Origin of the sequence: Mangrovicoccus ximenensis (assembly GCF_003056725.1) — a bacterium.
Lineage (GTDB): Bacteria > Pseudomonadota > Alphaproteobacteria > Rhodobacterales > Rhodobacteraceae > Mangrovicoccus > Mangrovicoccus ximenensis.
The window spans coordinates 60,670-80,391 of record NZ_QBKZ01000016.1; the positions used below are offsets into that span (position 1 = coordinate 60,670).

Here is a 19,722-nt window from a genome sequence, read left to right on the forward strand (position 1 = left end):
ATGCAGGATGGCAGGGCGGCCGAAGGGCCGCCCCGTCGCTTTCAGGCCATGGCCGGAGCGAAGTCCCGCGAGGGCACGTCGACGCGCACGGCCTGGATCTCGCCCTTCGGGTCGGCGATGCGGCGGCCGGGATCGAAATCGGCCGGGGTGGCGCACAGGAACAGCGTCCGCCCGTCCGCGCCGCCCAGCGTGCAGGCATAGCAGTTCAGCGCGCCGGTAGAGACCTCGTCGAGGATTGCGCCGCCCTCTGCGACGCGCAGGGCGCGCGGCCGCAGGAAGTCGGCGACCCAGATCGCGCCCTCGGCATCCGGGCAGGAGATCCCGTCGGGCGCCACGGCCAGCTCGTCCATCGCCTCGTGAAGGTCATCATGTTCGGCCACCGGGCCGAAGCGGGCCCAGTCGCGGCGTGCGGACAGCGTGCCGTCGGGACGGATGTCGAAGGCCGAGAGGCACTGGCCGAAGGATTCCGCGACGACCAGCGTCGTGCCGTCGATCACGGTCGAGCCGTTCGGGAAATGCAGCGGGTCGCTTGCCGGACGGAAGCTGCCGTCGGGATCGACCCGCAGCACGGCGACCGGCTCGCGCGGGGCGCCGCCCATGATGTCGAAGCCGTGCCCGCCCACCCAGGCGCGGCCCTCGGCATCCACCACCATGTCGTTGAGGTCCCACCGGGTGAAATCCGACGCATCGGCATGGACCGCGAGCGTGCCGTCATGTTCGCGGCGGATGATCTGGCGGTGATGCATCGCGACGACGAGCAGGCGGCCGTCGGGCAGCCAGCCCAGGCCGGAGGGCGGGCAGTCGAGCTGCACCTCGGTCCTCAGATCCGAGCCGTCCTCCAGGCAGGAATGGACGCGGTGGCGGTAGAGGTCGACGAACCAGAAGCGGCCGTCATGCCAGCGGGCATCCTCGGTATGGGTGAAACCGTCGGCGATCGTGACAGGTGTCTTCACATCTCTCTCCCTTTTCCATGTGAATCCGGATGTCAGGCCCGGCCCGTCTCCCCGCGGACCAGATCTGCAGCTTTCTCGGCGATCATCACCGTCGGCGCATGGGTGTTGCCGCCGATGATGCGGGGCATGACCGAGGCGTCGGCGACGCGCAGTCCCGCGATCCCGTGCACCCGCAGCCGGGGATCGACCACGGCCATCGGGTCGCGGCCCATCTTGCAGGTGCCGACCGGATGCCAGGAGGTGCCGCCGCTGCCGCGGATATAGCCCTCCAGCGCCTCGTCGGTTTCGAGCCCCGTGCCGGGGGCCAGCTCCGCCTCGATCCGCGTCGCGATCGGCGCGGCGCCGAGCACCTTGCGCATCAGCCGGATGCCCGAGATCAGCCGCCGGACATCCCCCGGATCGTCCAGGTAGTTCGGATGGAACTCGGGATCGGCCATCGGGTCGGGGCTGGCGGTGCGCAGCTCGCCGCGCGAGTCCGGATGGACCAGCACGCAGGCGCCGCTGATGCCGGGCAGGGGGTCGATCTCGACCTTGCCGCCGGGCAGGAACTGCGAGGTCATCGGCCGGATTGCCAGCTGCAGGTCGGGCTGCGGCCGGTCCGGCGTGCTGCGCACATAGGCGCTGACCGCCGAGGAGCCCATCGCGAGGAAGCCGCCCCGGGTCGCCAGGTAGCGCGCGCCCTCGAGATATTTCCGCCAGCCGCGGAGCCGGTGGTTGAGCGAACTGTCCGGCGTCACGCGCAGCGCGAAGGGCGCGTTCCAGTGATCCTGCAGGTTCCGGCCGACGCCCGGCAGATGGGCGGCGACCGGGATGCCGAGCCGCTGCAGCTGTGCGCCGTCGCCGATGCCCGACAGCGCCAGAAGATGCGGCGAGGCCAGCGCGGTGGGCGCGCCGTTCGTGCTGGGCAGGGCCGGGGTGATCGCCGATCTGGCTCCGCAGCTCTCGCCGGAGGAAGCGCGCGCGCTGGCGTCGAGCGCGCGGCTGCTGAAGGACACGCTGGACGCGGTGCCGGCGGCGCCGCTCTGAGCCCGCGGCTCAGTCGGCCAGGTGATCTTCCTTCTTCTCCTCGACAAGGCCCATCTCGGTCTTCTTGCGGTCGAGGAAGGCCTTGCCGAAGCTGTCATTCTGCTCCTTGCCGATCACCTTGCGGGCGCGGGCGAAGACCTCGTCCTCTTCCTCCTCCATGTGGTGCTCGTAATCGTGCTTCATCGTCTTGAACCGCGTCAGCCAGCCCGGCGAGGCCATGTCCATGCCGTTCAGCTCTTCGAGAATTTCGTCGATCTCGGCATGCTCATGCACCGAATGGCGCGCCGCATCCTGGCCCCAGGTCTCCGACATCAGCTTGGAATAGAAGGTCTCTTCCTCCGCGGCCGAGTGGGACTTGATGTCCGTGTAGAAGGCGGCCCAGGCCTCGCGGCGCTCCGGCGTGTCGCCGGAGGTCTCGGCGATGGTGTCCAGCAGCTTGCGGTGCTTGTCGTGGTCGGCGGCGATGGCGTCGTAGATCGAGGTCATGTCGGTCTCCGTTCTGGCTGTCGGAGCGGCAACGCTTCTCTCGCCGCGCCGGTTCCGCCCATCGGAGGGGCATGTTCCGCCGGCGGTCAGCGGTAGAGGCCGATCTTCAGGGACGGACCGGCGGCAGTCTCCGCCAGGTCGAGCGTGCCAAGGCACAGCGCCGCCTGCCAGACGGCGCCGGGCGGCAGCGTGCCCCGGGCGACCTCGGCGCGGAAGGGCGGGGGCAAGCGCGCCCCGCCGCCCGATGCGGCTCCCCCGCCGCGAGATGGCCGCGCAAGGCATGGACGGTGCGCGCGCGCTGCCGGATCGGGAGCAGCCGGTCCTTGTCGTTCGCACGGAACCGCCTGTTGCCCGGGGGTCTCGATCCCGGCGAAACCCGGTCTGCACCATTGAAAGATCCCACGGTCGTTCCATCCGCCGACGCGGACAGGCTGGAGCCGGAGCGCGTGACCGCCTCGCGGGTCGCTCCGGCGTCGTTCGCCGGCTTTCATGGCCGCAGCGCAGCGACGGCCCGGCTCACCATCTGTCTTCTCCGGTTCGGCGCTTGGCGCGACACAGGCCTGCGGCATGAGCAGCGCATGTCCGGACGCGGCGCGGTCCCGCGACGATGACGGGCCCCGCAGGCTTCCGTGCCGATCCGCAGAGAAGGTCGTCCGGAGTAGAGTACCAGCCGGCCGGCCCGTGGCCGCGTCTTGCACGGAACGACCGTCCCGCCGGTTCTGGCTCCGAGGGCCCGGAACACGTTCGTCGCAATCTCCATTCCGGCTGCTCCTCCTCCGTTGCCGGGCGCTGCAGGAACTGCAACGCTGCGGCCAGGAGGGGACAGGGCGCCAGACAAGGCACATCCACCTGATCAAGCGGACCCGGCCCGCCTTCCCTTCCGCTCCGGCGGGGCCATGCCGGGGTCGTTCGAGCGCTGCCAGGCGGTGCCCCGGATCGCGAAAGACACGCGACAGCGCGGCTCCTGTGGGGGCCCTCGCTGCGGCAGAGCGACCGGTCCCGGCGCCGGGGACAAGCGCGCCGGAGGCGCGGGCCGGACCCCGGACGCAGAGAATGCCGCGTGGCGGCCACACGCGATTTGCCTTGGCCCCGGTCCGGGTGCTAACCTTGCCGCAGCGTAACGGAAAGGGCGAAAGGCAGCAGCGCATGCCACGGAAGCTTGGCGTTCCATTCATCCCGGTGCTCGTGCTGGCCTCGGCTGCGGCAGCCGGGGACGATCCGACGCGGCGCGCCGAACGGCTGGAACCGCTGGAGCTGAACGCCGCCGAGGGGTTCTCGGTCGCGCGCTACGAGATCGAGGCCGGCGTCTATTACCGCTGGCGGATCCGCAGCGACGGCCTGGAAGAGTACAAGATCCTCGCGCCCGGACTGTTCCGCGACAGCTGGATCGACCAGGTCGTCATCGAGGACAAGGAGGTCAAGCCCTACGGGCTGCACGCGGTCGAGTTCGATGACGCGGGCGAGATCGACATCTGGTTCATTCCGCAGCGCCCGGGAGAGTATCCCTTCTTTGCCGAAGGCCTCGACACCCAGGGGTTCCGCGGCGTGTTCGTCGTCCGATGATGCGCGCCGCCGGGTTCGGGGCCGGGATTCTGCTGGCCTGCGCCGCCGCAGCCTCCGCCCAGCCGGCCGCGCAGGCCGGCACCGGTAGGGGCGCAGGCGGAACCTCGGGGAGCGGTGCGGGCGCGGCCTGTTCCGGCGGGGCAACGGGGTCCGGCACCGGCGGGTCCGCGGGCGCGTCGACGGAGCCTTCCTCCTCGACGATGGCCTCGAGCCCGTCCTCGATCTTCGAGGAGGACTTGAACATCCGGTCTTTCATTTTCTTGAAGAACGACATGGAAACGGCTCCGTCTGGGTCCGGGACTGCCTAAACGTCCTTGCGGGCCAAGGGAAGACCCCCGGGACGGAGCAGGCACAGCCCTGCGTTAACCTTTTGGCAAGAATTGACCGCCGACGGCACAACCAAAGGTTTCAAAAAATTTGGATAAACTTATTCACGACTTTTCCACATGAACCAGTTGAAAGAGATATTTCCCATGCGGACCCTCCTTGCAGGCCTTGCCTGCGCCGCCGCGCGGCCGCCCCCGCCTCTGCCGCAACGATCGGCCGGAACAACTTGGCCGTCACGGTGAATGACCGCAGCGGCACCATCTCGGGCTTCCGCTTCGGCGGGACCGAATTCTTCGCGCTCGGTGCCTGGGTGTCGGATTTCGGCTTCCAGATCGGCACCGACACCGCAACCTTCGCCAAGGCAACCGCCACCGGCGGCCTCGTCGGCATGGCAGCGCCGAGCATGTCCTCCGACGGCGGCAGGATCACGGCCAGCGGCACCTATCGCGGCCTGTCCTTCACCCGCAGCTACGAGATTCTGGCGGACGATCCGGTCCTAAAAATCGAGACCATCTTCCGCAACCCGACCGGCAGCAGCGTCTCCCTCCGGGCCTTCGAAAACACCGATCCCGACCAGCAGGGTTTCAGCACCCGCAATGACGTCATCTCGGTCGACGGCCACGCTGCCACGCTGGCAAGCGCGGCAAGCGGACTGAGCGTCGTCATGGGCACCGCCCCGGGCCAGGTTGCCACGGTCCGCGATTTCTCCGTCGACAACGGCCACGAACTGAACGCCTTCTTCGGACCCGCGATCGATCCGAACGGCGCCCATGGCGATACCGGCCACATCATCGGCCTCGACCTGGCCGTCGGAGCGGGCAGCTCGGCGGGCTACACGAGCTATTACGCTGCCGGGTACAGCGCCTCTGCCGCCGCCGGTGCCTTCGCCGATGCCCTGGCCTCGGCCGAAGTGCCGCTTCCCGCCGCGCTGCCGATGCTGCTGGTCGGACTGGGCGGCCTCGCGGCCGCCAAAAGCCGCTTGCGAATGACGGATGCTCGCTCCGCAACGCCCCCCCTAAGCGCTCGGAGGAAAGACAGCGGTCCGGGCGCAGGAGCCCCCCGCCTGAAAGCGGCGGAATGACCGACCGGCAAGCCTGGCGCCGCCGCAAAACTGTCCGGGACATGGCGGCAACCTCACCTCGCGTCCCCGGATCGCGGCAGCGATCCGAAGGGCCCGCCCCCTGCCCCGTGAAAGGAATGCGCGCCGCGCCAGCGGCGCGCTCCGCTGGATCAGGCGCGCACCCGGACCGGCACCGGGTTCTCGATGGTGATCTGAGTCACGTCGCAGACCCCGGCCGCAAAGGAGGAGGCGCAAGAGGTCAGGTAGAAATTCCACATCCGCCGGAACCGCTCGTCGAAGCCGAAGCGCGCGACCTCCTCCCAGGCGCCGTTGAAGCTCTCGTGCCAGCGGCGCAGCGTCTGCGAATAGCTCTCGCCGAATTCGAAGCTGCGCGCCACGCGCAGCCCGGCCCGCTCGGCCTCGGCGCGCAGCACCGACGGGCTCGGCAGCATGCCGCCGGGGAAGATGTATTTCTGGATGAAATCCACGCTCTTGCGGTAGGTCTCGAAGCGGCGGTCCTCCACCGTGATCACCTGCAGCGTCGCCAGCCGTCCGGGCCGCAGCCGCTGGCGCAGCACGTCGAAATAGACCGGCCAGTAGCGCTCGCCGACCGCCTCGAACATCTCGATCGAGGCCACCCCGTCATAGAGCCCGGTCTCGTCGCGGTAGTCCTGCAGCTTGATCTCGACCATGTCCGACAGGCCCGCCCGCGCGATCCGCGCCCGCGCGAACTCCGCCTGGCGTTCCGAGATGGTCAGCCCGGTCACCCGCAGCCCCCGCTCCTTCGCCGCGTATTCGGCGAAGCCGCCCCAGCCGCAGCCGATCTCCAGCACATGGTCGCCGGGCGCGACGCCGATCTGGTCGACGAGATGGGCGTATTTCGCGGTCTGCGCCGCCTCCATGCTTTCCTGGCCGGTCGCGAACAGCGCCGAGGAATAGGTCATGGTGCCGTCGAGCCAGAGCCCGTAGAACTCGTTGCCGAGATCGTAGTGATGGGCGATGTTGCGGCGCGCCTGGCGCCTGGAATTCGCCTGCAGCCGGAAGCGCAGCTGTTCCCAGAGCCGCACCAGCGCCAGCCCCGGGAAGCCGTTGAGCAGCGCGTCGTTGTCGGCATGGATGAAATCCATCAGCGCCTGCAGGTCGGGCGTCGTCCAGCCGCCCTCCATATAGGCCTCGGCAAAGCCGACATCGCCGTCGCGAAGGATGCGCGAGAACAGGTCGGCATCGTGGATCGCCAGCCCGGCGACCGGCCCGGGCGCCGCGCCCTCGACGCGGAACACCCGCCCGTCCGGCAGCTCCACATCCAGCCGTCCGCTGTTGATGCCCTGTGCCTGGCCGAAGACCCGGGCAAAATACCGGGGCAGATCCGCCTGCCCCTCGACACTGGTGTGAACCGCCATCACTGCTCCTCGCTCGGGTATATTGCGTGATACGGACCGGCGCGGCCCGCGGATCACTTTATTTTCGTTAAAACTTCCGGCCTTCATAGGCCCCGAGCGCGCGCTTGCGCCCCGCCTCGGGCGTCACCACCGGATCGGGATAGGGATCGCCCGCCGAAAGCCCCCAGGACAGCGGCGCGGCGTCGAAATAGGCAAGCGCGGTCTCCGACGGGTTGCGCCTGCCCTCGGCAATCCAGGCATCGGCATAGCGGCGGTTGCGGTCGAACTTGTCGAGCTGCGTCACCGGGTTGAACACCCGGAAATAGGGCGTCGCATCGGGGCCGCAGCCCGCAGACCACTGCCAGCCGAGCGCGTTCGACGCCGGATCCCAGTCGGTCAGGCAGTCCTCGAACCATTTCTGGCCGATCCGCCAATGGGTCATCAGGTGCTTTGTCAGATAGCTTGCCACGATCATGCGCCCGCGGTTGTGCATCGTGCCGGTCACCCACATCTCGCGCATCGCCGCATCGACGAAGGGGATGCCGGTGCGGCCCTGCTGCCAGGCCTCGACCTCGGGCGTCACGTCCTCGTTCCAGGGGAAGGCCGCCCATTCCTCGCGCCAGTTGTCCCGGACGATATGCGGCGTGTGCCAGGCGAGGTGATAGCCGAATTCGCGCCAGACCAGCTCCTTCAGGAAGGTCTCGGCGCCTTTCGAGCCCTCCTCGCGGCGGCGCAGCGCGGCATGCCAGCAGGTCAGCGGCCCGATCTCGCCCCAGGCGAGGTGCGGGCTCATCCGCGACGTGCCGTCCTCGCCGGGAATGTCGCGCGCCGAGTCGTAACCCTCCACCGGCCCGTCGAGGAACCAGCCCAGCCGGTCGCGCGCCTCCGCAGCGCCTACCCGCTGGTGGCTTTCGAGGATCGGCAGCGCCCGGCGCATGTCGGCGCCGAGCGCCCAGTCCTCCAGCTTATCCGACCCGGGCCACGCCTCCGGCGCGGGCCATTTCGACGGGGCGCGCTCCGGCTCCGGCAGGTCGGCGCTCCGCACCGCCTTCCACATCGGCGTGAAGACCTTGTAGAAGCCCCCCGTTTTCGTCTTCACCCGCCAGGGCTCGAACAGAAGGTGCCCGGCATGGCTCTTGGCCGTCAGCCCGGCTTCTTCCAGCCCGGATTTGACCTCGGTGTCGCGGGCGATGCAGTCCGGATCGTAATGCCGCGACCAGACCACGGTCCCTGCCCCGGTCTCTCCGGCCAGCGCCCTGAGGATCTCCAGAGGCTTGCCGCGGCGCAGGATCAGCCGTCCGCCGATGCCCGCGAGCGTTTCGGCGAAGCGGCCGAGCCCCAGCCCCCAGCGGAACCGCGGCGCCGCGCCCCAGCTTTCATGCAAGGGATCGAGGATCGCCACCGGGATCACCGGGCCGCCCGCTGCGAGGGCGGCCGCGAGGCAGGGATTGTCCTCCAGCCTCAGATCCTTCCTGACCCACCAGATCACCGCCTTGCCGCTCATCCGCACTCTCCGACATGTCTTGCGACATGTCAGCTAGCGCGCGGAAGCCAAGGTCAAGCGCCGCCGATCAATATCCCCGCGGCCAGCACCAGCCCGCCGCCCAGCACGACCTGCAGCGCGGCGCGCAGGAACGGCGTCTCCATGTATTTCTTCTGGATCCAGGCGATCGCCCAGAGCTCGCAGAACACGACGACGAAGGCGATGATCGTCGCCGTCCAGAAATGCGGGATCAGGTACGGCAGCGCATGGCCGAGACCGCCGATCGTGGTCATCACGCCCGAGGCAATGCCGCGCTTGAACGGCGAGCCGCGCCCGGAAAGCTGGCCGTCATCCGAGGCGGCCTCGGTGAAGCCCATCGAAATGCCCGCGCCGACCGAGGCGGCGAGGCCAACGAGGAAGGTACTCCAGGTGTCGCCGGTGGCGAAGGCCGCGGCGAAGATCGGCGCCAGCGTCGAGACCGAACCGTCCATCAGCCCGGCCAGGCCCGGCTGCACCCAGGTCAGGATGAACTGGCGGCGTTCGGTGTCATCCTCGGCCTCGCGGGTCTCGGGATCGAGATGCTCCTGCTCCAGCGATCCGGCCGCGCGCACATGCCCGGCCTCGGCGGCTGCCAGGTCGCCCATCAGCTTGCGGGTGGAGGCATCCTCGGAGCGGCGCGCCGCCAGCGCATAGAAGCGCTGCGCGTCGCGCTCCATGATCTTCGCCTGCGAGCGGATTTCCTCCAGCGGCATCGCCTCGGCCAGCCAGACGGGCCGCCGGTTGTAGAAGCCGGTGACATGCTCGCGGCGGATCAGCGGGATCACCTCGCCGAAGCGCGACCGGAACAGGTCGATCAGCATCTGCCGGTGCCCGGTCTCTTCCTCGGCCATGCCGTCGAACACCGCCGCCGAGGCCGGATATTCCTGGCGCAGGTAATCCGCGTAGCCGCGGTAGATGCGCTCGTCATCCTCCTCCGAGGAGATGGCGAGCGCGATGATTTCCTTGTCCGAAAGGTCGGCAAAACGCTTCTTGGAGGCGGGTAAGAGTCGCATGGCTGGTCTCCAAACTTTGGAATCGTTCTAAACCAGAGCCCCTGCCCCTGCGCAAGCGCCGCATTGCCGCATTGCCGCCCCGGCGTGCATGGCCCGCCGGGGCGGCATGGCGATCAGGCGTCGTCCTTGGCGTCGGCCCAGGCCGCCTTGTCGATCTGCAGGTCGGGGAAGGCCGCCGGATCGAAGACCGGGGATTTCCCTGCCGCCAGCTGCGCGCGGTAGTCGTTGAGCACGCGCATCGCCGTCGGGAACAGCATCGCCAGCGCGATCAGGTTGACCAGCGCCAGAACACCCATCATCGGGTCGGAGAAGCTGAACACGAAGAGCGCGTTCGGCGCCGTCGCCCCGAGGAAGACAAGGAAGATCACAAGGCCGCGCAGGACGTGCAGCGCCATCGGATTGCCGGTCATGAAGCTCAGCGCGTTTTCCCCGAGATAGTAGTTGTAGATGATCGAGGAGAAGGCGAAGAGCAGAACCGCGATGGTCAGGAAGTAGCTCGACCAGTCGCCGACATGGCTGGCCAGCGCCTGCTGGGTCAGCACCACGCCGTCCATGTCCGCGGCGCCCGGCTGGTAGACATCGCTGAGCAGGATCATGAAGGCCGTGCAGGAGCAGATGATGATCGTGTCGATGAAGACCGAGAAGGACTGCACGATGCCTTGCGTCACCGGGTGCGGCACATAGGCGACGGCGGCGACGTTCGGCGCCGAGCCGAGCCCCGCCTCGTTCGAGAAGAGGCCGCGGCGCAGGCCCTGGGCGATCGCGGCGCCCATGCCGCCCGCCACCGCCTCGCGCAGCCCGAAGGCATTTGCGACGATGTCGATGATCATGCCCGGCACGTGGATGATGTTGATCAGCACCACGACCACCGCCATGCCGAGATAGCCGATGGCCATGATCGGGATGATCACGTCGGCGACCTTGGCAATGCGCCGGATGCCGCCATAGACCACGAGGCCGGCGATTGCCGCGAGCGCGATGCCGGAATAGAGCCGGTCGACGCCCATGCTCTCCTCGAAGGCGCCGGCCACGGTGTTGCCCTGGAAGGCGTTGAAGCCGAGCGCGAAGGCGGCGATCAGGCAGACCGCGTATACCACGGCGAGCCAGCGGAATTCCGGGCCGAGTCCGTGGGTGATGTAGCGCGCAGGGCCGCCGCGATAGGTGCCGTCGGGCTGCGCCTCCTTGTAGGTCTGGGCGAGCACGCATTCGATCAGGCTGGTGGCCATGCCGACGAGCGCGATCATCCACATCCAGAACACCGCGCCGGGGCCGCCGACGGTGATCGCCACGGCGACGCCCGCGATGTTGCCGCCGCCGACGCGGCCGCCGACCGAGACCAAGAGCGCCTCGCGCGAGCTGACATGGCCGTGCTTGCCGGCCTCCTTGTCGCCCTTGAGCACGGCGAACATCTTCTTGAAGTAGCGGATCTGGACGAAATCCGAGACCAGCGTGAAGAACACGCCGAGCACGACGAGAAACGGGATCAGCGCCCACCCCCAGGTGAGGTCGTTGATCAAATTGAAGAAGCTATCCAAAAGACCCATTCGGGATCCTTCCCTGTTCTGAACTGCGCGGAATCCTAGCCCGCAGGGGGCCCGTAACGAGTCATTAACAAGCCCGGCAGGTTGGCGCAGCGGAAATTTCCGCCATCGGCAGCTTTTTTGGGCATTCGCTCCCAGGCAGGGACAATGCCCGCCACACGGGCGCATTGCCGGAGCATCGGGCAGATTGCGGATTGCCACTTGAACCGGACGGAGCACCGCCTTATCTTCAGGATGTCCTTCGGGACTATGGGCATAAACGCGCACGTAATAAACGGATCGGACCCGGGGGCGGTACCCGGCGGCTCCACCAAATATCCCTTGTTGGGGGACAATGGGGCCGAAATAGGATCGACGGACGTCTAAAGGTGTTAGCTTTGTCTCGGTGAGATACCACCGTTATCGGTTCGCTAAGCATAATTGCCAACAACAATCGTGCTCCGGTGGCTCTCGCAGCGTAAGCTGTGCGAAACATCGATCTTTAAGCCCTTGCGCCTAGCAGCGTAAGGCGGGGTTCGCAGGTACCTGGCAACAGAAACCTGCACTCACCCCCTGCTAAGCATCTGTTTTTCCATCACTTCTGCCTTCCATTTTTCAGCGGTTTTACAATCTCGCCCGGCGTTGTTGGATAAATCAGGCGTTGTTGTCCGGCGCGGCAAGGCCCCGATCGCGATCTCCGTCCTGCTGGCGGTGGTCGGGCTCGCCGCCTTCGACTTGGCGCCGATCCTGTCCCTGGCGCTCGTCGGCGCGGCGGCGGTGCTGGCTACCGGCTGCGTCGACGGCGAGGAGGGGCTGGCCTCGGTCGACGGGCGGCTCCTCTTGCTGATCGTGTCGATGCTGGTGATCGGATCGGCGCTGGAGCGCAGCGGCGCGGTCGCGATGATCGTCGACTGGCTGGCGCCGATGCTGGCCTCGGGCCATCCGCTGATCGCGCTGGCGCTGATCTATGTCGTCACCTCGGTGCTGACCGAACTGGTCACCAACAATGCCGTGGCGGTGCTGATGGTGCCGGTGGCGGCAGGGCTGGCCGACCGGCTGGGCGTCGATCCGCGGCCGTTTCTCGTCGCGGTGATGTTCGCCGCCTCGGCGAGCTTCGCGACGCCGATCGGCTACCAGACAAACACGCTGGTCTACAATGCCGGCGGCTACCGGTTCTCGGACTTCCTGCGGGTCGGGCTGCCGATGAACCTGATCGCCGGCGCGGCAACCGTCCTGCTGGTGCCGGTGTTCTGGCCGTTCTGATCCGCGCAAGGCGATTGCAGCGCGGACGGAATTCCGGCATTTTGTGGAAACGGGCGGCCGGATTGACCATATCGTCAGAAGCCGGCCGCCCATGCCCCAAGCCGGAAGGACCCCCATGAAGCCCTCAGCCCGCCGCGACATGATCCTGCAGCTCGTCGAGGAGAGGGGCGAAGTCCAGGTCCTGCATCTCGCCGAGCGCTTCGAGACCTCGCGCGAGACGATCCGGCGCGATCTCAACGAGCTGGATGCCTCCGGTTTGGTGCGCAAGATCCATGGCGGCGCGCGCCGCGCCGCGCCGGTGCCCGAAGGCGCGCCGGTCGAGGGCAGCTTCGACGCCCGGATGACCACGCAATCCGCCGAGAAGGCTGCGATCGCCCGCCGTGCGGCCGAGCTGTTCGAGGAAGGCGCGGTGCTGTTCGTCGATACCGGGTCGACAACCATTGCCTTTGCCCGGGCGCTGGCCCGCCGCCGCGGCCTGACCGTGATCACGAATTCGACCGAGGTGGCGGGGATCCTGTCGCGGGCCGAGGCGCATCACCGTCTGTACCTGCTCGGCGGCGAGATCGCGGCCGAGGGGCGCGAGACGCTGGGCGCGCTGGCCATCGAGCAGCTGTCGCGCTTCAAGGCGGAGCATGCGGTGCTGACCATCGGCGGCATGACACGGTCGGAGATCATGGATTACGACCTGCGCGAGACCGAGATGGCGCGGGCCATGGTGGCGCGGGCGGCCAAGGTCACCGTGCTCGCCGATCACGGCAAGCTCGACCGGGCCGCGGTTTTCGAGGTGGCGCCGCTCTCCTCGATCGACCGGCTGGTGACGGATCGCGAGCCGCCGCCCGAACTCGGTGCCGCGCTGCGCGCCGCCGGGGTTGACATTGTCGTTGCCGGGCCCTGACCGCGGTCAGCTTGCTGAAATATGACGCATCTGCGCCGCGGTTCCGCTCAATCTGTTTGTGGAAGCCGCTGCAATATTGTGGAAACGGTCAAAAAAGTGCACGAGTCAACTTGAGCGGAGTCCCGAAAGGGACCGGAGAAGATGACGGAGGCCGATCGTGGCTGAGGCAGAAGCAGATGTTGCCATCATCGGGGCCGGCGTGGTCGGCTGCGCGATGGCGCGGAGATTTGCGCTGGAAGGCGCGACAGTCGCGGTGCTCGAGGCGGGGTCCGACATCCTGTCGGGGGCCTCCAAGGCCAACAGCGCGATCCTGCATACCGGCTTCGACGCGCCGCCGGGTTCGCTGGAGCTCGCCTGCATGCAGGCGGCCTATGGCGAATACATGGAAATTCGCGGCGCGATGAACCTGCCGGTGCTGGAAACCGGCGCCATGGTCGCGGCCTGGACGCCCGGGGAAGAGGCGCGGCTGCCGGACCTTCTGGCCCAAGCGCATGAAAACGGCGTCACAGATGCCGAAATCATCCCGCGCGAGGCCGTGCTTGCGCGCGAACCCAACATCGCCGCGACGGTGCGCGCCGCCCTTCTGGTGCCGCGCGAGCACCTGATCGATCCCTGGTCGGCGCCGCTGGCCTATGCCACCCAGGCCAAGATGCTGGGCGCGCGCTTCCTGTTCAATGCGCCGCTGAGTTTCGCGGAGCGCCGGGACGGCGTCTGGCACCTTGATGCGGGGGGCGCGACCGTCACCGCCCGCAGCGTGATCAACTGCGCCGGCAACCAGGGCGACCGGATCGAAACGCTGCTCCTCGGCGCGTCGCGCTTCGGGATCCGCCCGAGGAAGGGCCAGTTCGTGGTCTTCGACAAGGCCTCGGGCGCGCTTCTGCGCACGATCCTGCTGCCGGTGCCGAATGACCGGACCAAGGGCGTGGTGCTGACCCGCACCGTCTTCGGCAACCTGCTGGTCGGCCCGACCGCCGAGGAACAGGAAGACCGCGAGCGTCCGGACGTGACCCGCCCCGAGCTGGACATGCTGGTCGCCAAGGCAGCCGAACTGGTCCCGGCACTGGCGGACATGCCGGTGACGGCAGTCTATGCCGGGCTGCGCCCCGCCACCGAGAAAAAGGAATACCGGGTCCATGCCGAGCCGGACCTCGGCTATTACTGCGCGGGCGGCATCCGCTCGACCGGGCTGACCGCCGCGCTCGGGATCGCGCGCCATGTCTTCGCGCTCTGGGACGGCGCGGCCGAACCGCCCGCCGATCCGCCGGTGCCGGTGATGCCGAACCTCGCCGAGCACCTCGCGCCGCGCTCAGTGGCAAGGCCGCCGGTCCCTGCAGTGCGGACGCGGAGGCGGCACTCCGCCCGATCATGGGCACCGGCGACCGGAACGGCATGGCACTGGCCGGAAAGCGCGCGATCGGGACGAATGCCCGCGGCCCGGCGCAATGCAGGCCGGGCAGGATCCGATGCCATGGACAGCGATCCGTCCGCCGGCAACAAGGGCGGACGCCCCCGGCATTTCGCCGTTGGGCATCAGGTCCGGTCAACGGGAACCCAACCCTGAGGATGTTCGGGTTTTCCGGCAAGGCGTCGCCCCCGGGCCCGAGCCGCGGCCGCCTCGGGGTCCGGGAAGGTCTCCCGTGAAAAGGATGGTTCCCGCACCGCTTCGATGGGGGCACCTCGCGGGGACGGCCACGGCCGGACTCCGATCTCCGGCTGCATGCTGTCCCGCCCGGCCTTCAGCCGGAAAACCATCGGGGCGCCTCGGCATCCGCTCCCGGGAGGAAGCCGGGCACATTGACTTGCCGGCCGTCCCCGGACCATCCATCGCGCCCGTGCCTTCCATCCGGGCCGGACCGGCCAAGGCGGAACAAAGGAGCTTCTGGCCGCCGCCCCGGCGCGGTGCGGGACAAGCGCTGTGCTTGCCGGCGCGGGGCTGCATCGGCGGCCTGCCGCGCCGTCATCCCCCGGAAGACCCCGCACCCAATGGCACCTCCATGCGGATTGCCCCACAGCACCTGCACTGCCGCAGATGAAGCAGCCCCGGCGTGTACCCGCGCGCGCGGCCTCCGAGCCTGCAGCCAAGGGCGAAGCGGTCGCCGAAGGTCAGCGGCACCAGGCCGGGGCGGGTGTCCGTGACGGCCAGCCCGAACTGGTCGGCGATCCGGTAGGCGAGGCCGGTGGCGCCGATCTTCGGGATCGACTTGCCCCCCGTCGCCAGCGCCAGCGCGTCGCAGGTGACCTCCATCCCGCGCCCCTCGCGGGCGAGCCTCAGCCGGAACCGCGTGCCGTCATGGGCGACTTCCTCGACCGAGGTCGAGAGCCACAGCTCGGCGCCCGCGGCGGCCATCTCGGCAGTGAGCAGGTCGATGATCTGCCCCGCGCTGTCGTCGCAGAACAGCTGGCCCAGGGTCTTTTCGTGCCAGGCGATGCCGTGGCGCTGCACCAGATCGAGGAAATCCCACTGGGTGTAGCGCTTCAGCGCCGATTTGGCGAAATGCGGGTTGCCGGAGAGGTAGTTCTCCGCCGAGGCATGCATGTTGGTGAAATTGCAGCGCCCGCCGCCGGAGATGCGGATCTTTTCGCCCGGGGTGGCACGGTGCTCGATCACGACGCTGCCCGGACCGGCATGGGCGGCGCACATCATCCCGGCAGCGCCGGCGCCGAGGATCGCGGTGGGGACATGTCGGGTCATGGGGCTCTCCGGATTGCGGCCCCGCTGTAGCGCGATCGGACCGGGACGGAAAGCCGCCCCGCGCGGACTTGACCCGCCGCGGCCGGGCCGCAGATGGTGGCCGGGAAAACGGGAGCAGCATCATGACCGATCTTCGCTGGGGCATCCTCGGGGCCGCCAAATTCGCGCGCGAGCACATGGGGCCCGCCATCGCCATGGCGCCGGGCGGGCAGCTCTGCGCGCTGGCAACCTCGGACCCGGCCAAGGCCGCGCCGTTCAAGGCCTTCGCGCCGGGGCTGCGGGTCCATGACAGCTATGACGCGCTGCTCGCCGATCCGGAGATCGACGCGGTCTACATCCCTCTGCCGAACAGCCTGCATGTCGAGTGGTCGCTGAAGGCGATGGCGGCGGGCAAGCATGTGCTCTGCGAGAAGCCGATGACGATGCAGGCCGACGAGTTCGACCGTCTGATCGCGGCGCGCGACGCGTCAGGCGTGCTGGCCGCCGAGGGCTACATGATCGTGCATCACCCGCAATGGCAGCGGGTGCGCGCGCTCATCGCCGAAGGCGCGCTGGGGGAGCTGTGGCGGATCGACGGGGCGTTCAGCTTCGACAATCCGGACATGGCCAATATCCGCAACCAGGCGGCCGCCGGCGGCGGCGGGCTGCGCGACATCGGGGTCTACACGCTCGGCTGCGCGCGCTTCGCCACCGGGCTGGAGCCGGAGGAGATCGAGGCGCGGCTGCGCTGGGAGAACGGCGTCGATACCTATGCGCGGGTCAATGCGCGCTTCGGCGGCGCGGATTACAGCGTCTTCACCTCGATCCGGCTGTCGCCGCGCCAGGAGATGACCTTCCACGGCACCGAGGGCGTGCTGCGCGTCACCGTGCCCTTCAATGCGCGGGTCTTCGGCGAGCCGCAGCTGCATCTGTCGCGCGGCATGGCCACCACGGTGGAGCGCTTCCCGGCCGATCCGCAATACGAGCTGCAGGTCGCGGCCTTCAACCTCGCGGCGCGGGAGGGCACGCCCTATGCCTGTCCGCTGGAATTCTCGAAGGGCACGCAGGCCGCGATGGACGCGGTCTTCGCCGCCGACCGTCCGTTCTGACGGGAGAGGGGGAGGGGCCGGGTCGAGCCCGGCCCGGGACAGGGCTCAGAGCTCGATGGCGGCCATCACCTCGGGCTCGATCACGTCGACCCCCGGCAGACCGGCCTTCAGCGCGTCGGCCGATTGCTCCAGCAGCGGGAAGGTCTTGTAATGGCAGGGGATCACCGTCTTGAAGTTGAAGAACCGCTTGGCTGCATAGGCCGCGCGTTCCATGTCCATGGTGAAATGCCCGCCCGCGCAGAGGATGCCGATCTCGGGCTGGTGCAGCGCCTCGACCAGCTCCATGTCCATGGTCACGTCGGTATCGCCCGAAACGTAGACCCGGCGGATGCCGTCATCGAGCACGAAGCCCGCCTCGGTGCCCGCAGCGACCGGACCGGCATCGGAGGGCAGGGTGGAGGAATGCACGGCATTGACCATGGTCACCTTGACCGAGCCGAGCGCCACGGTGCCACCCTTGTTGAAGCCGACCGCCTTGATGCCCTCCTTGCCCTCGAGATAGCCGACGAGATCGAAGATGCCGACCACGGGGATGTCGAGTTCCCTGGCGATCGCCGCCACGTCATTGGCGTGGTCGAAATGGCCATGGGTCAGCAGGATATGGGTGGCGCCGGCGATCGCCTCGGCGCGCTTGTCCTCGGGGAACATCGGGTTGCCGGTGAACCAGGGATCGAGCAGCAGGACCTGGTCGCCGATCTCGATGCGGAAGCCGCTATGGCCCAGCCAGGTGAATTTCATGGGACTCTCCATAAGTTTGTCACGGGGCAGACCCTAGTGCGGAGTGCGGAAAATGGAATGGACAAGACAGGTCGATGCCTATTGCGAGCGCATTGACGCATCCTTCTGGTCGGAGCCGGTCAATGCGGCGACCAATCTGGCATTTCTCCTGGCTGCCTGGATCATGTGGCGGCGCTGCCGCGGGCAGGGACCGGCCGAGGCGTTCCTGCTGATTGCCCTGCTGGCGGCGATCGGCATCGGCTCGGGGCTGTTCCACACCTATGCGACGGTCTGGGCGATGCAGGCCGACGTGATCCCGATCGGCTGCTTCATCCTGGCCTATGTCTATGCCGCGAACCGGCATTTCTGGCGGCTGCCGGTGCGGGCGGCCTCGGCGGGGACGATGATGGTCGTGCCCTATGCCTTCCTGGCGGTGCCGGTCTTCGAGGCGCTGCCCTTCTTCCGCATTTCGGCGGCCTACTGGCCGGTGCCGCTCCTGATCGCGGCCTATGCGGTCGCGCTGCGGCGCCGGGCGCCGGCGACGGCGCGGGGCCTCGGGATCGGCGGCCCGACCCGGCAACCGGGGCGCACCGGTCCGGCCTGTCGCGGTCGGGCCGGTTCTGCAGTTCGGGGGGCTGTTCTCAGGCGCGGGCGCGGTTGCGCTCGGACGGGAGGACGGGGCGGGGCAGGCCGGACCGGTCCGCGGAGCCGACTTCGGAGGCCGAAACACAGGGCGGACGATCGGGATTTGTTTCCCGGTAGATTGCCAGCGACTCGCCGACGGCCTTGTCGGGATCGCTGCAGAGAAGGGCCGCCAGATTGGCGACGCTGCGCCGCGACACCGGCTCCGCCGCATTCGGCAGCGCCTCGCCGGTCCGGGCGATGGCATAGGCGATCTCGTCGGCATCGTTCAGCTAGGCCGGGCAGAGCAGCGTATGCGCGATCCCGGCCGCTTCGATCAGCTCGGCGGCCCGCTGGTGCGGCGCGAAGCCCGCGCCGAGCTGCATGCCGGGCACGCCGCCATGCACGCCGAGCGCGGAGGCGAAGATCAGCCTGCGCAGGCCGGTGCGCCGCATCGCGGCCAGGATCGCGGCGGCCTGGCGATCCACATCGCCGGAGAGATTGGCATAGATCAGATCCTGCCCGTCCATGGCCGCTTCCAGCATGATCGGGTCGAGCACGTCGCCTTCATAGACGCGGGTTCCGTCCCCCGCGGTGGCCAGCGCCCGGGTCGCGTCGCGCAGGAACAGCGACATCTGCACTTGGCCGCCGTCGCGCAGCGCCCGCGCCACATGGCGCGCGACCTGTCCGTTCGCTCCGAGAATCAATGCCTTGGTCATGGCCGAAATTCCTTCTTTCCGGGGTCGTCCCGTCCTGCAGGCGCGCGGGCCGCAGCGTTCGGGCAGGGGGAGACGCGCAGAGTGCCTCGCATGCGACCATAGAGGGATCAAGAAGCGGAGGAAACCTCCGCTTAACTGCGGGCCGGACACGTTTGCGGGAGCGCCGACGGGCGGCGGGTCAGCCGGGACTGCCTTCGAAGGCGTGGGGCACGGCCTCGCGGATGGCCGGAAGCTCCTCCAGAACCAGGCGGAGATGCGCGCGCATCAGGGTTTCCGCCGTTGCGGCATCGCCGACCTCGACGGCCTCGGCGATGGCTTCGTGCTGGTCGACCAGCGTGCCGACCGGAAAATGCGTGACCGACAGGTGGCGGATGCGGTCCATCTGGCGGTTGAGCCCTGCCGCCATGTCCCAGGCCTGTCCGCGGCCGACGGCTTCGGCAAGGCTGCGGTGGAACAGGTTGTCGAGCGGCAGGAACTCCGCCGAACTGCCTGCGCCGAGAGCGCGCTGCCCTGCGATCTGGCGGCGCAGCTCGGCACCCAGCCCGGGCGGCCTGCACTCGGCGCAGAGCCGCACCACATCCGCCTCGAGCGCCTCGCGCAGGAAGCGGGCATCGAGCAGCCTGTCGAGGCAGATCGGGCGCACGAAGGTGCCGCGCTGCGGCCGGATGTCCAGAAACCCCTCTTCGGAGAGCTTGATGAAGGCTTCGCGCACGGGCTGCCGCGAGACCCCCATCGCCTTGCCGATCTCGGTTTCCGTCAGCCGGGTTCCGGGCGGCAGCCGGTTGCGGATGATCGCCTCGCGCAGGATATGCGCCAGCTGGGGCACGACGGCCCGTGCCGGATCAAGGGCGGGTGCACCGAGCGTCAAGGGATCCATG

At 68.6% G+C, this 19,722-nt stretch carries 17 protein-coding genes, 1 other RNA gene and 2 pseudogenes; 8 read left to right on the forward strand and 12 right to left on the reverse strand.

The genetic code is table 11. The features are described from left to right. Positions 1–41 precede the first annotated feature (41 nt). The 4 genes from C7T91_RS20520 to C7T91_RS32790 form a co-directional block, all read right to left on the reverse strand. Positions 42–953, reverse strand: a complete 912-nt coding sequence (locus C7T91_RS20520) for an SMP-30/gluconolactonase/LRE family protein (protein ID WP_108260882.1) — start codon at positions 951–953, stop codon at positions 42–44. Between the two features lie 32 nt (positions 954–985). Further along, positions 986–1,948, reverse strand: a complete 963-nt coding sequence (locus C7T91_RS38605) for a GMC family oxidoreductase (RefSeq protein ID WP_161556027.1) — start codon at positions 1,946–1,948, stop codon at positions 986–988. A gap of 40 nt (positions 1,949–1,988) precedes the next feature. Continuing rightward, the gene (locus C7T91_RS20530; RefSeq protein ID WP_108260884.1) at positions 1,989–2,465 is read right to left on the reverse strand and encodes a hemerythrin domain-containing protein; all 477 of its coding nucleotides are present in this window, start codon (positions 2,463–2,465) and stop codon (positions 1,989–1,991) included. 86 nt (positions 2,466–2,551) lie between these two features. Further along, positions 2,552–2,692 (reverse strand): hypothetical protein, encoded by a 141-nt coding sequence (locus C7T91_RS32790; RefSeq protein ID WP_161556028.1) that lies wholly within the window; start codon positions 2,690–2,692, stop codon positions 2,552–2,554. A 919-nt stretch (positions 2,693–3,611) separates the two neighbouring features. Here C7T91_RS32790 and C7T91_RS20535 point away from each other — a divergent pair. Both C7T91_RS20535 and C7T91_RS20545 read left to right on the forward strand, forming a co-directional pair. Beyond that, entirely contained in the window at positions 3,612–4,028 is a 417-nt protein-coding gene (locus C7T91_RS20535) for a cupredoxin domain-containing protein (RefSeq protein ID WP_145962958.1), read from the forward strand. Positions 4,029–4,581: 553 nt separating this feature from the next. Beyond that, on the forward strand, positions 4,582–5,436 hold the full coding sequence (locus C7T91_RS20545) for a VPLPA-CTERM sorting domain-containing protein (protein ID WP_108260886.1): 855 nt from the start codon (positions 4,582–4,584) through the stop codon (positions 5,434–5,436). A gap of 149 nt (positions 5,437–5,585) precedes the next feature. On the opposite strand, the gene C7T91_RS20550 is transcribed toward C7T91_RS20545, so the two are convergent. The 4 genes from C7T91_RS20550 to C7T91_RS20565 all read right to left on the reverse strand — a co-directional run bounded on the left by C7T91_RS20550 (position 5,586) and on the right by C7T91_RS20565 (position 10,873). Next, the gene (locus tag C7T91_RS20550; RefSeq protein ID WP_108260887.1) at positions 5,586–6,815 is read right to left on the reverse strand and encodes an SAM-dependent methyltransferase; all 1,230 of its coding nucleotides are present in this window, start codon (positions 6,813–6,815) and stop codon (positions 5,586–5,588) included. A 67-nt stretch (positions 6,816–6,882) separates the two neighbouring features. Beyond that, complete coding sequence (locus C7T91_RS20555; protein WP_108260888.1) at positions 6,883–8,298, reverse strand: cryptochrome/photolyase family protein; 1,416 nt, start codon at positions 8,296–8,298, stop codon at positions 6,883–6,885. 53 nt (positions 8,299–8,351) lie between these two features. After that, on the reverse strand, positions 8,352–9,329 hold the full coding sequence (gene mbfA, locus C7T91_RS20560; RefSeq protein WP_108260889.1) for an iron exporter MbfA: 978 nt from the start codon (positions 9,327–9,329) through the stop codon (positions 8,352–8,354). Between the two features lie 113 nt (positions 9,330–9,442). Then, positions 9,443–10,873, reverse strand: coding sequence for an alanine/glycine:cation symporter family protein (locus C7T91_RS20565; protein ID WP_108260890.1), 1,431 nt, complete (start codon positions 10,871–10,873; stop codon positions 9,443–9,445). A gap of 194 nt (positions 10,874–11,067) precedes the next feature. Between C7T91_RS20565 and ssrA the strand changes: the two genes are divergently transcribed. From ssrA to C7T91_RS20585, 4 genes are all read left to right on the forward strand, one after another. Further along, positions 11,068–11,416: a transfer-messenger RNA gene (gene ssrA, locus C7T91_RS31260) on the forward strand. Positions 11,417–11,494: 78 nt separating this feature from the next. Continuing rightward, positions 11,495–12,112: an SLC13 family permease gene (locus C7T91_RS20575; RefSeq protein ID WP_236638381.1), complete on the forward strand. Its 618-nt coding sequence runs from the start codon at positions 11,495–11,497 to the stop codon at positions 12,110–12,112. Between the two features lie 115 nt (positions 12,113–12,227). Beyond that, complete coding sequence (locus C7T91_RS20580) at positions 12,228–13,007, forward strand: DeoR/GlpR family DNA-binding transcription regulator (RefSeq protein ID WP_108260893.1); 780 nt, start codon at positions 12,228–12,230, stop codon at positions 13,005–13,007. A gap of 157 nt (positions 13,008–13,164) precedes the next feature. Then, positions 13,165–14,568: an NAD(P)/FAD-dependent oxidoreductase gene (locus tag C7T91_RS20585; protein ID WP_236638382.1), complete on the forward strand. Its 1,404-nt coding sequence runs from the start codon at positions 13,165–13,167 to the stop codon at positions 14,566–14,568. A gap of 492 nt (positions 14,569–15,060) precedes the next feature. Here C7T91_RS20585 and C7T91_RS20590 read toward each other — a convergent pair. Then, positions 15,061–15,699 (reverse strand): annotated as a pseudogene (locus C7T91_RS20590) (NAD(P)/FAD-dependent oxidoreductase); the annotation flags it as partial. A 122-nt stretch (positions 15,700–15,821) separates the two neighbouring features. Between C7T91_RS20590 and C7T91_RS20595 the strand changes: the two are divergent. Beyond that, positions 15,822–16,787 carry a Gfo/Idh/MocA family protein gene (locus C7T91_RS20595; protein ID WP_201742178.1) on the forward strand — a complete coding sequence of 322 codons (966 nt, stop codon included), beginning with the start codon at positions 15,822–15,824 and terminating at the stop codon, positions 16,785–16,787. A 45-nt stretch (positions 16,788–16,832) separates the two neighbouring features. Here the strand turns inward: C7T91_RS20595 and C7T91_RS20600 are convergent, their stop codons facing one another. Further along, a complete protein-coding gene (locus tag C7T91_RS20600) occupies positions 16,833–17,525 on the reverse strand; it encodes a metal-dependent hydrolase (protein ID WP_108260895.1) in 693 nt (230 codons plus the stop codon). A 52-nt stretch (positions 17,526–17,577) separates the two neighbouring features. Here C7T91_RS20600 and C7T91_RS39745 point away from each other — a divergent pair. Further along, positions 17,578–17,961, forward strand: a pseudogene (locus C7T91_RS39745) (ceramidase domain-containing protein); the annotation flags it as partial. A gap of 457 nt (positions 17,962–18,418) precedes the next feature. Here the strand turns inward: C7T91_RS39745 and C7T91_RS20615 are convergent. Next, positions 18,419–18,844 carry an NAD(P)H-binding protein gene (locus tag C7T91_RS20615; protein WP_108260897.1) on the reverse strand — a complete coding sequence of 142 codons (426 nt, stop codon included), beginning with the start codon at positions 18,842–18,844 and terminating at the stop codon, positions 18,419–18,421. A 178-nt stretch (positions 18,845–19,022) separates the two neighbouring features. After that, positions 19,023–19,721: a GntR family transcriptional regulator gene (locus C7T91_RS20620; RefSeq protein WP_108260898.1), complete on the reverse strand. Its 699-nt coding sequence runs from the start codon at positions 19,719–19,721 to the stop codon at positions 19,023–19,025. Between the last annotated feature and the right edge of the window lies 1 nt (position 19,722).